Origin of the sequence: Thermococcus indicus (assembly GCF_006274605.1) — an archaeon.
Taxonomy (GTDB): domain Archaea; phylum Methanobacteriota_B; class Thermococci; order Thermococcales; family Thermococcaceae; genus Thermococcus; species Thermococcus indicus.
In genome coordinates, this window is the sequence record NZ_CP040846.1 from 1,666,689 (window position 1) to 1,679,974 (window position 13,286).

The following is a 13,286-nucleotide window of genomic DNA, read 5'->3' on the forward strand; positions in this document are numbered from 1 at the left end:
TCACCTTCCGGGAAGTAACCTCCCAAGCCGTTCTAATAGAGAGCTCTTTTCCTCAACCACCTCCTCAACAAAAACGCCCTTTATCTCCCCGATTTCCTCCTCTATGGCAGGCAGGAGGAGGCCGAGAAGCTCAAGGGGCTCCAGGCAGGAGCAGTCCGTCGAGTATTCAAAAGGTTCACCCGGAAGTTCAACCCTGAGAGAGACCCCGTTTCTGGTCTTTAAAATCTCAAAGGGCGCGGTAACCTCCTCGCCGAGGATCTTACCCCTCACGAGCATCGGGTATAAGCTAAAACGGCGAGAATTAAAGGATTTCTTTACCGAAAGGTTTCGAACCTCAAGTTAAATCGGCCGAGAACGTTAAAAGTCCACACACCCAATTCCAACCGGTGGTGAAGATGTTCTGGCTGAAGACGAGGATTATTGAAGGTGAGGGCTCCCTCGCAAGGCTATCGGATGAGACCAGAGGCCACGAGCGCGTTCTCATACTTTCCTCACGCTCGATGAAGAGGCACGGCTTCCTGAAGGAGGCTGAGGACTACGTGAAGGATGCCGGAGCGGAGGTCTTCTCGATAGCCGGCCTTCCGGCGGAACCTAGTGTCGAGGTTATAGAGGAGTTCCTGCCAAAGGTGCGGGAGTTCGGGCCGGACCTGCTCGTGGCCATGGGAGGAGGCAGTGTCATCGACACGACGAAAGCCCTTAAGGTCTTCTACGATGCCCCGGAGCTGAACTTCGAGGAGATAGCCTTCATGGACCGGTTTTCAAAGCCTAAGCCCGTTCCCAAGCTGAGGACGAGGTTAATAGCGATACCCTCGACGAGCGGAGCCGGAAGCGAGGTTTCTGGAGCGAGCGTGCTGAAGAAGGGTGGAGTAAAGTACAACATAGTCACCCCAGAGATAGCGCCCGACGTGGCTATACTCGACCCCAGGTTACCGAGGACGATGCCCGCTGAAGTCGCAAGGAATTCCGGCCTCGACGTCCTCGTCCACGGGATAGAAGCGTACACGACAAAGGCAGCAAATCCCTTCAGCGACGCCATGGCGATTAAGGCCATAAAGACCGTTTACCGGTGGCTTCCGCTGTCGGTTAGAGGTGATGAGGATGCTCGGGAGAGGGTTCACTACGCGGCGACGATGGCTGGAATAGCTTTCCTTAACGCACGCCTCGGCCTCTGCCACGCGATGAGCCACAAAGCGGCATGGATTGGCCCTCACGGCCTGCTCAACGCGATATTCCTCCCCCATGTGATGGAGTTCAACGCGAGCAAAAGCGACTATGCGAGGAGGCGCTACGCTGAGATAGCGAGGGAGCTTGGCTTCCAGACCGCGAAGGACCTGGTCGAGGTGGTGAGGGAGCTCAACGAGATGCTCGGCGTTCCGAAGCTGAGCGAACTGGTCGATGAGGAGACTTTCACCGAGAGGGTCGAGGAGATGGCCGAGAAGGCCTACCGCGACGGGCTTGTGGCATTCAACCCCGTCGAGCCAAAACCTGAGGAGATAAGGGAGCTCTATTTGAAGGCCCTCTACGGGGAGTGATTTATAAACTTCCCATACCTTTTTCCACCATGCACCTCCTCCTTAAGAAGGCCATCAGGGAGCGCTTCGGGAGGCTCAATAGACTCCAGCAGGACGCGTTTAAGGAGGTTAGCTCGGGAAAGAGCGTTCTAATCATCGCCCCCACCGGTTCCGGCAAAACCGAGGCAGCTGTTCTTCCAGTCTTCAACGAAATCCTTGAGGAGGGACTCAAACCAATCTCTGCACTCTACATCGCGCCGCTCAAGGCACTTAACAGGGACTTGCTTGAGAGACTTGAATGGTGGGGGAGAAAGCTGGGAATAACGGTCGAGGTCAGGCACGGCGATACCTCGGCCTACAGGAAGGCCAAACAGACGAAGAATCCGCCTCAGATGCTCATCATAACTCCCGAAACCCTCGGCGTGATCCTAACCGTCAAGTCCCTCAGGAAGCACCTCGAGAACGTTAAGTTCGTCATCGTCGATGAGATAGCCGAGCTGGTCGATAACAAGCGCGGTACGCAGCTCCTCCTCGGCCTTGAACGTTTGGCGGAGATCGCGGACTTCAGGAGGATAGGCATGACGGCAACGGTGGGCAACGAGGAGGAGGTGAGGGAGTGGCTGGGCGCGGACCTCATCGTAAAGCCGAGCTGGAAAAAGCGATATCGCTTCCACGTCCTCTATCCGAAGCCTGGCAGGGAAGACTTGGAGTTGGCCAGGGAGCTGAGCCTTTCCCCTGAGATAGCGGCGAGGCTGAGGCTCCTCTGGAGTATAGTCGAGAGGCATGGAAAGGCGCTGATATTCACCAACACAAGGCAGTTCGCCGAAATCCTTGCCCATCGACTGAAAGCATGGGGAAAACCGGTTGAAGTCCACCACGGCTCACTTTCCAAAGAGGCCCGAATAGCGGCGGAAAAGGCCCTCAAGGAAGGGAAAATCAGGGCCCTGATATGCACCTCCTCGATGGAGCTGGGCATAGACATAGGCGACGTTGACGTTGTGATCCAGTACATGAGCCCAAGGCAAGTAAACAGGCTCGTCCAGCGCGTTGGTCGAGCCAAGCACCGCATAGGCGAGGTCAGCGAGGGTTACGTCATAACCTCCAACGTCGAGGACTACCTTCAGAGCCTCGTCATAGCGAAGCACGCCCTTGAAGGCCGCTTTGAGGCGGTTGAGCCGATCGGAGGCCTGGACGTTTTGGCCCACTTCATCGTCGGCCTGCTCATAGAGTACAAGAAACTCCCGCGCGAGAGGCCCTACGAGATAGCGAGGCGGGCCTACGTTTACCGGGAGTTGAGCTGGAACGATTACCTCGATGTTCTCCGCGTTTTGGAGGACGCCCGGCTGATTGGCCACGACGAGGAGAGCGGCCTGCTCTACCTGAGGAGAGGGGCCTTCCAGTACTACTACGAGAACCTCTCGACGATTCCAGACGAGGTCTCGTGGAGGGTCTTCGACGCGGGTAGCGGGCATGTCATAGGCAGGCTCGACGAGAGATTCGTGATGGACCTGGAGGAGGGCATGGACTTCGTGATGAACGGACGGAGCTGGATAGTACTCAAGATAGACGACGAGGCGAGACTTTTGAAGGTCCGCGAGAGCAAGAGCCTGGAGAGCGCCATACCGAGCTGGGAAGGCGAAATGATTCCCGTTCCCTTCAGCGTTGCCCTCGACGTCGGCAGGCTGAAGAGGGAGCTAAGTTTCGACTTCGAGAAGGCGAAGGAGCTTTTGGAGGGGGTTGAGTTCAGCGAGGAGGAACTGAGGAGGGCCTTCGAGGAAATCAGGAGCGAGCCATTCTCAACCGACCGCGATATCGTCATCGAGAGCACGCCGAAAGCGCTCGTCATACATGCCGATTTTGGAAACAGAGCTAATGAGGCTCTGGGAAGGCTGGTTCACTCACTCCTGATTCTGCGCTACGGAAGGGTCTTCTCAGTGAGGAGCCAGGCCCACGCGATAGTCTTCAAGACGCCCTTCCAGCTGAACCCGGAGGAGGTGAAGGGCTACCTCTACCAGGAACCGGAGAGCCTGGAGTTCATAGTCTCCCGCGCCATGAGGGATTCGCACGCCTACCGCTGGAGAATGCTGAACGTGGCGAAGCGGTTCGGCGCTCTGAGGAGGGACGCGAAGATAAGGAGAATAGAGAGGCTCTTCGAGGGGACGGTCATTGAGCGGGAGACCCTCAACGAGCTATACCACGACAAGGTGGACGTGAAGAAGGGCGAGCTCGTCCTGGAGATGCTCAAACGGGGCACGATGAGGGTGAAGACATCCTTAAGGAAAGAGCCTTCAACGCTCGCCCGGCTGAACATGACCGTCGGCGGTGAGTTCCTGCTCTCCGGCGTCCTGGAAAGGGACGAGATACTGGAGCTGTTCAGGGAGAGATTGCTCGACCACGAGGTCGTTTTGGTCTGCACCAACTGCGGCTGGCACTCGAAGACGAAGGTCGTAAGGCTCCAAAACGTAAAGCTGAGACAGTGTCCGCGCTGCGGCTCGAAGATGTTAGCTGTGGCCCACCCGATAGATGTGGAAGAGTTTCTTCCCATTCTGGAGAAAGTCCGCCACGGGAGGCCGCTGGAGAGGAGGGAAGAGAGAACCTACAGGAAGCTTTTAAAGGCGGCAGATCTCGTGGACAGCTATGGCTTCGAGGCGGTCTTGGCGTTGGCCAGCTACGGGACCGGCCCCGACACGGCGGCGAGGATTTTAGCCCAGTACAAAGGAGACGCCCTCCTCGTCGCCCTCATGGAGAGGGAGAGGCAGTTCATAAGGACGAGAAGGTTTTGGGTGGACAAGAAGAAGAAAGACGGAGACGACTAACGAGTTACCAATACAGAAAGTTATTTAAGTATCGCCCCAATACTTGTATATGGGTGTTTACGTTGTTCAGCACACGGCCCGTGAGAAAAGAGGGGGAGCTGTTTGGCGAGGCACATAAGAAAGCCATTGAGATGCTTTGGGAAGCTATCCAGAACGGGGAGTTTGTGGCGGTTCTCGGGCCCAGACGGGTGGGAAAGACCAGCGTCATAAACGTTTTCCTGAACAAGTACGGTTCGAGATTTTACTATCTGTACTACGACCTTGCTTTTGGGATGGGGCGGGGAGCAATAAGCTATACAGAGCTGACACCAGTCAAACTCAGGATTCCCCAGAGAAAACTTGAGTATTCGGCTTTATTGAACTTGGGTATCGTTAAAATGGACGTCCGCCCGGGGAGCATCGTGGAGTTCCAGAACGCGTTTTTGGGCCTCTTAAGGTTTCTAAACAAAAAGGGAACAAAAACCATAATCGTTTTTGATGAAGCCCAGGTTCTTCCACGATTCACACCCCTAAACATGCTCGGATTGCTCCAGACGATCTCAGACTCATTCGAGAACATCTCCGTTGTTCTCACTGGTTCAATGCCAGGCCTCCTTGAAAGGATGATAAACCCAAGCGGGGAGAAGCCTTTCTTTGCCAGGTATGTGGAGAGAATCAACATAGAACGCTGGAACGCCGAGGAAGGTTTTGAGTACCTAAGGCGGGGCCTGCCCAGCGCTGAACCGGAGGAGCTGAGAGAAGCCACCACCGAACTCTCGGGGGTTCCTGGATTTCTCGCGTACTACGGAAAACTGAGGACAAAGGGCCTGTCCCATTCCCGGGCCCTTGAGGAGACCATGAACTACGCGGTCAGGCTTTGGAGCGAGGACCTGAGAAACTTTATCCGGATATACCATTCCCCGGGCTACATCGTCGCGCTCAAGAGGGTTGCCAAGGGACCTTCCTCCGGAACGAGCACGGAGGAGATAATAACCGAGGTGAAGGCAGTTCTCGGGCTCTCGGAGGTGAGAATAAAGAACATACTAAGAAACCTCGTGGATGCGGGTTTGCTTCTCCGCCCAAGAAGGGGCCGTTATGTAATTCCCGAAAGGCCGCTCAGGAAAGCCGTTCTCAGGTTCAGCCTCCGAACCTTTTAATCCCCTCCACGTTCCCCTTCTGGACGAGCCTGAGAAGCTTGACCGCGTGGAAGAGAGCCTGAGCGTCTTTCTCCTTGAGAAAGCGGTCTATGAGCTTAATAAGCTCTTCCTCGGCCTTCTCCATCGCGCCCTTTGAGAAGTCCGAGAATTCGAGGGCCTTTGCCACGGCGAGGACCTCGGGCGGAATTCCAGAGTTCCCTAAGGAAGGATGGACCGATTTTGCCTGTTCTATCTTCTTCCCGCTTATCTCCGCCAGGAACTGCCTGAACTCTTCAAGTTCTGGCTCTACCTCGATGCCGTTTCTCTTGAGGATGCCTACAGGATCATCCACCTCGTGAAGAGCCTTCCTATTACTCTCAGGTTTGGATGGTTTGGTTCGGGCCACATTTTATCTATTATCTTAAGGTAATCCCCTCTTGATCGCTTGCTTTAGCTTTTCCTCATCGGCAACGGGTATTTCCTTTGTGGCTTATCACGAACTGTGCTATCATGTCAGGGTTTTCTTTTAGGCGATCGTAACTCATATTTTCAAGAATAGGCTATCCATCGCATCCCCGATGGCATGGCCGACAGAAGGGTGATACGTGCTCTCGTGGTTTGCTACTATGAGCGCGAGCAATCCGTGAATGAGCGAATACCCCTTCAGCCGTGCATCTTCCTTCATTATGATGTAGTCAGAGTATTTTTTACTGATTGAATGTATTTTATGCTTGTTGATTTGATCGTCGTATTTAGCATCCATTAGTTTCTTTATCTTTTCAAAGTTTCCTTCCGGATCCATACGCGCAAGGAGCAGGAGGTACCCTTTCTTTGGATATCCTGTTGTGGAATATTCGCTCGAATATTCTGGTGCGATCTTTGGGAAATCTTCTTTTACCATTTTAGCGTCTTTTTTCTTCTTCTCCTTCTTCCCCCCAAAGATGAACATCCCGAACAAAGGCAAAAGCGACAACCTCACCACCCACCCAACTACGGCGATGGAAAAGAAAAGGTTTTCGAAATCCTTCAGAAGAAGTCCTCTAAATCCCAAGCCAAGTATCCTTCCTCCCTCAGCCCATCCTTGTTCTCAATCACCCGCGCAATAATGCCAAACTGGAAACTTCCATCAAAGCGGACAAGCTTTGCTTTACTCTCCAGTTCCCTTAAAACCCCCCTCGCGTCCCTCTCGCTCAACTCCTTCCATTTGACCTCAATCAGCGTTGCGGTGTTCCCATTCAGGACCACGATGTCGATCTCCTCTCCCCTGAACCACCATCTGCCGAGGGTCTCGAACTCAATCGGCCTTTTGAGGAGGAGAAACTCCCTTGCCAGGTCCTCGAAGCGAACCGAAAAGACCCTGTAGAGGTCGTCGAGCTTGGCAGTTCCCGAGGCAATATCGACCATCTGGGGATAAACCAGAAGGAACCAGCTCAGTAGAACCGGGTCGCTTATTTTGTAAAGGCTCACCTTCCTGCTCCCGAGGATTGGGGTTTCTTTCTCAACGAACCCGAGCCTCATCAGCGTTTCGAGATAGGGGTAAACGCTCCTTGCGGGAAGGCCGAGGTAGTTGGCAATCCGCTCGAGCCTTCTGTTTCCTTCGGCGATTGCCCTGAGGATTGAGAAGTAGGTCTTCAGCTCCCTCAGCTCCTCGCCGAGGATAACGTATGGCTCGTCGTAGAAGAGGCCGTAGTCGCTCAGGAACTCCTCCCCAATGAACTCTTCAACTGAGGAATAACGCGAGGCGAGCCTCAGATAGGGTGGAATCCCCCCGACGAGCATGTAAGCTTTTATACCGTAGGTCTTATCGTCAAAGAACTTCAGGGCATTGAGGTAGTTCAGTGGCTTGAGGTGAATGCTCCTCGTCCTCCTCCCGTAGAGGGGCGACGCGTGGCTTAGAACATCGTCCCACATCATGCCAAGCAGAGAGCCAGATATCACGAGCATGACGTTCTTCTCGCTCAGAACCCCATCCCATACCCTCTGAAGGTCGCTGAGGATCTTTCGGTCGGACTTTATGGCGTAGGTGAACTCGTCGAGGACTATTAAGCAGCCATCAACACTCCCGGCGAGGTAGTTGAGCAAGTCGAGCCAGTTATCCGTCTCGACTTTCAAGATTAGCTCGTCTCCAAGGAATGAGGCAATCGCACGCTTGAACTCCCTCATCTGGACCTCTTTGATGGCCTCGGGAAACGTGAAGAAGAACGTCTTCCTGCCTCTGGAAAACTCCCTCAGAAGCCTTGTCTTTCCAACCCTTCGCCTGCCGTAGAGAACCACGAAAGACGGCCTGTTCTCCCACTCCCTTTCGAGAACTTTCATTTCTCTCTCGCGATCTATGAACTGCACAGCCTTCACCATTTTTTTCTAAGCACGATTATATATAAATACGTTTCGACTTAACTCCCCACCAGTTACTGGTGACCCCCTACCTAAAGGCGTGCTCCACCAGTGGGTCAGGGATAAAGTAGCCCTCAACCGTCTTTTCCAGATAGCCGTAGCGGACGAGGCTGTTGAGGACGTTGGAGAAGTTCTTATCGTCTATTCTCTTTCCCTCAAGGAGCTCTACGGTCTCCTTTATCTCCTTCCAGCGGTGTTTTCCGTTTGCCACGGCCCTCATTGCCAGCTCGTAGCGGTGGGAGAGCTTTTTTAGGGCCGAGAATTCTGCGAGGATTAGTCTTCTCGCGTCCTCTTTGAGCCTGTTCAGGGCTTCCCTGTGGGACATCCCAAGGTAGCGATTGTAGCCGTAGAGGGTCAGCCAGCCAACTATTCCGTCGAGTTCGCCAACAGCTTCCTCGATTTCATCTTCCGGGACGTTCAGCCCTATTTCCTCAAAACCTTGCCTGAGGAAATCTCTGCTCTGCCTCCTCTCAAACCTTTTCAGTCTTATCTCCCTGTGGGCCCTCCCGAAGAGGGCTGATTCTGGGTCATGAAGGCCCAAAAAATCCTCCAGCAGACCTATCTCCGAGCCAGTCAAGATGAAGCTCACGTTTTGAAGTTCGTCCATCGCCCAGGCTATTAGCTCCGCGTACCTTGAGTTCGAGAACCTCAGGTACTGGGCCTCGTCGATGGCTATTATGAAGCGCTCCCCGATGGTGTCTATGCGTTCAAGGACCTCGTGGAGACTCACACTCCTATCAACGCTCAGTTCTATCCCCAGACCCCCAATGCGAACCCCCTTGAGGGATTTCAATGCTTCTTTGGCACGTTCCTTCGTGGAGCCCTTGAGGTAACCCTCAAGTATGAGCTTTCCGATGGCCTCCTTTGGAGCGCTTCCGAACTCGGAGTACACCTTTCTCGCATCGATCTTAACGCTCCTGTAAGAGAGCTCGTTCAGTGCAACGTTCAGAAGGGAGCTCTTGCCGAGACGCCTGATCCCAAGGAGTACAACGAGTGGCAGACCCTTCTCTATCGAGTTTTCAATCAGAGAAAGCTCCTCCTCGCGGTCATATAGCTCCTCCCTTCTCATCTTGGGTTTAGGGTTGAACAGCATACCCTCACCAGTAACTGGTGGGGGGTCCTGCTTAAAAAGGTTGGGTCAAAAGGAAAAAAGAAATGCTCACTCGGCCTTCCCGTAAATCTCGTTCAAAGCCTTCAAGAACTCGCTGGCAGTGACAACGTCCCTGACGTCGATGTGCTCGTTCTTGGTGTGCGATATGTCGAGGTTGCCCGGGCCAAAGACTATGGTTCTGGTTCCGTTGTACATGAAGTTTATGGCATCCGTCCAGCTCCGCATTCCGCCGAACTCGTCTATCTCGGTAACCTCCATCGCCTTTTTCGCCAGCTGGACGATCTCCTCGTCCGGTTCGAGCTCGTAGCCGTCCCATATCTCGGTGTACTCGTACTTCAGGGTGTACTCGTCGAATATCGGGTCGAGCAGGTCGAGAATGTCCTCGACTTCCTGGTCAGGGAGGAGGCGAGCCTCCAATCTTCCCCTGCAGAGGGCCGGGATGAGGTAGACTGGGTTCTCGCAGACGAGCTCCTGGATGCCGATGTGAGGGTCGAAATACTTGCCCTTGGCCTTAAAGGGTTCCAGCTTCTTCATCTCCTCCAACATCTTGTAAGTTTCCTCTATGGCGTTGACACCGCTCTCCGGACAGGCGCCGTGGGCTTCTTTGCCGTCCACCTCGAAATACGCTTCTATGTTGCCGGCGTGGGCGATGTGAACCTCCAAGTCGGTCGGCTCGAGGACAACGGCCATCTTTGGCTTGTAGCGCTCCATAAAGAGCGCGCTTCCTCTCCCGCCGTGCTCCTCATCGCTGACGAAGACGATGCCGACGTTGAGGTCCTTTCCTTCCTTGCGGAGGTTCTCAAGCATGAGTAGTATCGCAGCGGCACCGCCCTTTATGTCGCTCGAGCCAGTTCCGTAGACGATGTTGCCCCTCACGAATGGCTCCGCGCGGATCGGTATCGTGTCGATGTGAACCTCGTAGAAGAGCTCGGCCTCAGGGTTCACGACGAGGTCTATTATCTGCCCGTCGCTCTCGATGTGGACGTCGTAGTCGAGCTTGTGGAGGAACTCCATGATATGGAGCATTATCCTGTCTTCCTCTCCGGAGGGGGAGGGTATTCTCAAAAGCTGAAGGAGTATCTCCTTCGCGCGCTCGGTTTTCATTTGGGTCACCTAATTCAAGTTCGCGGTTGAGTTTATAAACATCCCCTGCGTAAGCCGATGGGGCGATGAAGAGTTTAACCCCTCCCGACGGGGTTTGCTCCCCGTATGAGGAGGCGGTCCTCCTCGAGCCCCTTTTGGAGGTGAAAGCGTGAGGATAAGCTCCATCGAGGAGTTTCCCAGAAATATAGTGCCGGTTGAGGTTCCTCCACATACCGTAATGCTCAGGGGCGTAGGCTGGGACTCGAACGTTTACCTGGTGAGGGACGGTGGGGATGCCCTCATAGTGGACACCGGGACCGGCGTTAACTGGCACGTCTACGCCGAAATCTGGGAGAGGGAAGGCCTCCTCAACGGCGTTGAGAGGGTCACGATATTCAACACCCACGAACACTTCGACCACGTTGGCGGGAACGCGGTGCTAAAGAGATGGCTCGAAGATAGGGGAGTCGAGGTCCTCTTCGCCGCCCACGAAACGACGGCAAAAACACTGGAGAAGGGGGACGACTACGTGATCCTGGCATATTCCTACGGGAGGAGGTTCGAACCGCAGAAGGTTGACATTCACCTGAAGGATGGAGACGTGCTTAAAATCGGCTCCCTGGAGCTTGAGCTGATCCACACGCCCGGCCACACCGCCGGAAGCTCCTGCCTCTACTTGGACGATGGAGAGACGAGGATAATGTTCACCGGAGACACGGTGTTCAGGGGAACCGTTGGCAGGACCGATTTGCCAACCGGAAACGGGTGGAAACTCCAGGAGAGCCTCGAGAGGCTCAGGGATTACGACGTTGACTTCGGCCTTCCTGGGCACGGCTGGGTCATAAAGGAGTGGGGAGAGAACATCGACGAAATCCTGGGGTGGCTCTGATGCGGAAAGGTTCTGTGAAGGAGGTTCTGGCGAAGCTCAAATACGATCCGCGGGAAAATGAGAACGACTACTACGTCGTAATCGAGCACCGCGGTGCCTACGGTGACGTCAAGAAAATCCCCGTTGAGATGATAGAGCTCGGTCACGGCTACTTCTTCGTCGGAGATGCTCAGATACCGTACCACCGCATCCTGAAGGTCGTTAGAAAAGATGGGAAGGTAATATGGGAGACGAGGAAACTCTGATCAGGAGACCTCCATGAGCTCCGAGGTGAGGAGCGCCCACTCCTTTCTTTCAAAGGCGTCTGGATTGGCCTGTATCAGGAGGTAGGAGCCGGCAGTCATAGCCACGTCTCGAAGGGTCGAGAGGGTTTTCATAAGCTCCGTAAAACCGACGTGAAGGGCTATGTACTCACAGTCTTCGACGAGCATGAGGACGTTGCCCTCCTGGAGAACCTCATAGAGTGCAGGTTTGGATGAAACGAAGGTGTTAGGTGTCAAGGCATTTTTCACAGGGGCGGAGCTAAGCCATATTATGTCCATGTCCCCACTCTTGAACCACTCTTTAAGCTTCTCAGGATGTTCCCTGGAGATTACCATGGCCCTCTTACCCTTGGACAGAAGGTCGAGGAAAACGTACCTGGCCTTCACCTCATCGGAGAACAGATACCCACCTGGCCTCAGGTCTTCCGGAACCTGGTTCCTGGAGGTAAATCCCGCCAGAAGTTCGTAGGCCTTCTTGAGTCTCTGATAGTGACCCTCTTCCATAAGTGCGAGCTGGGCAAAGAGTGCCCTGGAATCCTCGTTTAGAGCCTTCTGAGCAAGTATTTCATAGGTCTCCTTGGCAAACAGCTCGCTCTCCATACAGTACTCAAGTGCGGCAAGATAATCGTCCACGGTCTCGAACTCAGGGTAGAATGGCGCCACCTCAACGGGCGGCGCCTCGACCTTAACCGGCTCCTCTCCAGGATAGAGCTTCCTGAAGAGGGACATGAGGGTCTCGTAGTGCTCCACACTCTCATCGGCCATCTGGATGAAGAGCACCCTTATGCTTTCCCTCCTGGCCCTCTCGGCGAGCTTTCGGTAATACTCGACCTCCTCAAGTTCGTTGAATATCGCATAGCTCAGTATCTCCCTCGGATTCTTGTCCCGAAGAGCGTTCACAACGGTTTCAAGATACTTCTTCAGTTCGGGCTTCATATCACACCATCCTGAAATTTGGTAGCACAAAGCAACAAAAAAGCTTTTCTACCAACCGACTGAACGTGTATCCATGATTGACGCCCACGCCCACTTCGAGTTTTACAAAAAGGACGCACCGCGTATGATAGAAGAGTGCAGGGAGGAGCTTAAAGCCGTCGTGGACTCGATAACCGAGTACAGAAAAGCCCACGTCTGGAAGAGCTGGGAGCTACTAAGACCCCATTTCGGCTTCATCTTCCCAACGCTCGGCTACCATCCCAACGAAGCGAGGAGGGGCAACTGGGAGAAGGTGAAGCGGGTTGAGGAGTTCATACTGGACCACAGGGACGAGATAGTGGCGATAGGGGAGATAGGACTCGACTATCACTACGCGGAAAACGAAAGGCAGAGGGAGAACCAGAGGGAGATATTCAGGCACTTCCTCGAACTCGCTTTGGAGCTTGACCTCCCCGTCGTGATACACGCGAGAGAAGCTGAAAAAGAGGCCTTTGAACTCGTCCAGAGAGCTGGCGTTAGGGCGTACTTCCACTCCTTCGCGGGAAGCGTTGAGCTGGCGAGGGAGATAGCGGAGAACGGACATCCCCTCGGGATAAACACGGGGATAGTCTTCATCCCTGAAGTCAAGGCAGCCGCGAAGGCCCTTGAAATCGAGAACATTATGGTGGAAACGGACGCTCCCTACATGAGCCCCATCAAGGGGGATAGAAACAGACCATGCAACGTCCGCGTTGCCATTGAAGAGGTGGCAAAGCTTAAGGGACTGGGGTTCGAGGAGGTCGAGATGGTCACCGAGAGGAACGCGGTGAGGTTCTTCAATTTGAAGCCCTGAGGTGATGGCAGGATGATCGATGTGCCCGAGGTGACTGAGGTTAGGAACCTGCTGGAGGAGCTTGGGGAGAATGCCCTAATAACGAGGCTCGATTCGTTCGTGGCCCTAAACGAGGGGCTGGAGAGCAAGAAAGGGGAGGACTTCATTAAAGTCTCGATACTCGGTTTCCTGGAGGGCATAACCACGACCCTGAGGATGAAATACCCCGGTGACGAGCGCGTGGCCAGGCTCCACGAGCGGGTAAGAGCCAGAAGGGCGGAGCTGGATGAGCTCTTCAGGAAGCCGAAGATGAGCAACCTCGGTGAGTTATAGGCAGGGAAGATGCGCACCGAAGGC

14 protein-coding genes are annotated in these 13,286 nt (G+C 54.3%); 7 read left to right on the forward strand and 7 right to left on the reverse strand.

The window, feature by feature from the left end; genetic code table 11:
* The gene (locus FH039_RS09065) at window positions 1-276 is read right to left on the reverse strand and encodes a hypothetical protein (RefSeq protein WP_139681052.1); all 276 of its coding nucleotides are present in this window, start codon (window positions 274-276) and stop codon (window positions 1-3) included.
* 119 nt (window positions 277-395) lie between these two features.
* Here FH039_RS09065 and FH039_RS09070 point away from each other — a divergent pair, with 119 nt between their 5' ends.
* The 3 genes from FH039_RS09070 to FH039_RS09080 are packed head-to-tail and all read left to right on the forward strand — an operon-like array spanning window position 396 to window position 5,463.
* Window positions 396-1,532 (forward strand): iron-containing alcohol dehydrogenase, encoded by a 1,137-nt coding sequence (locus tag FH039_RS09070; RefSeq protein WP_139681791.1) that lies wholly within the window; start codon window positions 396-398, stop codon window positions 1,530-1,532.
* 29 nt (window positions 1,533-1,561) lie between these two features.
* The gene (locus FH039_RS09075; RefSeq protein WP_139681053.1) at window positions 1,562-4,327 is read left to right on the forward strand and encodes a DEAD/DEAH box helicase; all 2,766 of its coding nucleotides are present in this window, start codon (window positions 1,562-1,564) and stop codon (window positions 4,325-4,327) included.
* Window positions 4,328-4,380: 53 nt separating this feature from the next.
* Window positions 4,381-5,463 carry an AAA family ATPase gene (locus FH039_RS09080; RefSeq protein WP_240703206.1) on the forward strand — a complete coding sequence of 361 codons (1,083 nt, stop codon included), beginning with the start codon at window positions 4,381-4,383 and terminating at the stop codon, window positions 5,461-5,463.
* On the opposite strand, the gene FH039_RS09085 is transcribed toward FH039_RS09080, so the two are convergent.
* The 5 genes from FH039_RS09085 to FH039_RS09105 form a co-directional block, all read right to left on the reverse strand.
* Window positions 5,444-5,794 (reverse strand): hypothetical protein, encoded by a 351-nt coding sequence (locus FH039_RS09085; protein WP_139681054.1) that lies wholly within the window; start codon window positions 5,792-5,794, stop codon window positions 5,444-5,446. The two genes, FH039_RS09080 and FH039_RS09085, sit on opposite strands and share 20 nt — an antisense overlap.
* A gap of 189 nt (window positions 5,795-5,983) precedes the next feature.
* A complete protein-coding gene (locus FH039_RS09090; RefSeq protein WP_139681055.1) occupies window positions 5,984-6,424 on the reverse strand; it encodes a hypothetical protein in 441 nt (146 codons plus the stop codon).
* 44 nt (window positions 6,425-6,468) lie between these two features.
* The gene (locus FH039_RS09095) at window positions 6,469-7,785 is read right to left on the reverse strand and encodes an ATP-binding protein (protein ID WP_139681793.1); all 1,317 of its coding nucleotides are present in this window, start codon (window positions 7,783-7,785) and stop codon (window positions 6,469-6,471) included.
* A 79-nt stretch (window positions 7,786-7,864) separates the two neighbouring features.
* Window positions 7,865-8,929 carry an AAA family ATPase gene (locus tag FH039_RS09100; RefSeq protein ID WP_139681056.1) on the reverse strand — a complete coding sequence of 355 codons (1,065 nt, stop codon included), beginning with the start codon at window positions 8,927-8,929 and terminating at the stop codon, window positions 7,865-7,867.
* Window positions 8,930-8,995: 66 nt separating this feature from the next.
* Window positions 8,996-10,051, reverse strand: a complete 1,056-nt coding sequence (locus FH039_RS09105; RefSeq protein ID WP_139681794.1) for a M20/M25/M40 family metallo-hydrolase — start codon at window positions 10,049-10,051, stop codon at window positions 8,996-8,998.
* Between the two features lie 148 nt (window positions 10,052-10,199).
* Between FH039_RS09105 and FH039_RS09110 the strand changes: the two genes are divergently transcribed.
* Both FH039_RS09110 and FH039_RS09115 read left to right on the forward strand, forming a co-directional pair.
* The gene (locus FH039_RS09110) at window positions 10,200-10,919 is read left to right on the forward strand and encodes an MBL fold metallo-hydrolase (RefSeq protein ID WP_139681057.1); all 720 of its coding nucleotides are present in this window, start codon (window positions 10,200-10,202) and stop codon (window positions 10,917-10,919) included.
* Entirely contained in the window at window positions 10,919-11,164 is a 246-nt protein-coding gene (locus FH039_RS09115; protein ID WP_139681058.1) for a DUF504 domain-containing protein, read from the forward strand. The genes FH039_RS09110 and FH039_RS09115 overlap by 1 nt, the downstream gene beginning before the upstream one ends.
* Here the strand turns inward: FH039_RS09115 and FH039_RS09120 are convergent, their stop codons facing one another.
* Window positions 11,165-12,118 carry a DUF835 domain-containing protein gene (locus tag FH039_RS09120; RefSeq protein WP_139681059.1) on the reverse strand — a complete coding sequence of 318 codons (954 nt, stop codon included), beginning with the start codon at window positions 12,116-12,118 and terminating at the stop codon, window positions 11,165-11,167. It lies immediately after the preceding gene.
* Between the two features lie 73 nt (window positions 12,119-12,191).
* Here FH039_RS09120 and FH039_RS09125 point away from each other — a divergent pair, with 73 nt between their 5' ends.
* Window positions 12,192-12,950 carry a YchF/TatD family DNA exonuclease gene (locus FH039_RS09125; RefSeq protein ID WP_139681060.1) on the forward strand — a complete coding sequence of 253 codons (759 nt, stop codon included), beginning with the start codon at window positions 12,192-12,194 and terminating at the stop codon, window positions 12,948-12,950.
* A gap of 12 nt (window positions 12,951-12,962) precedes the next feature.
* Complete coding sequence (locus FH039_RS09130; protein ID WP_139681061.1) at window positions 12,963-13,262, forward strand: DUF3216 domain-containing protein; 300 nt, start codon at window positions 12,963-12,965, stop codon at window positions 13,260-13,262.
* Window positions 13,263-13,286 lie beyond the last annotated feature (24 nt).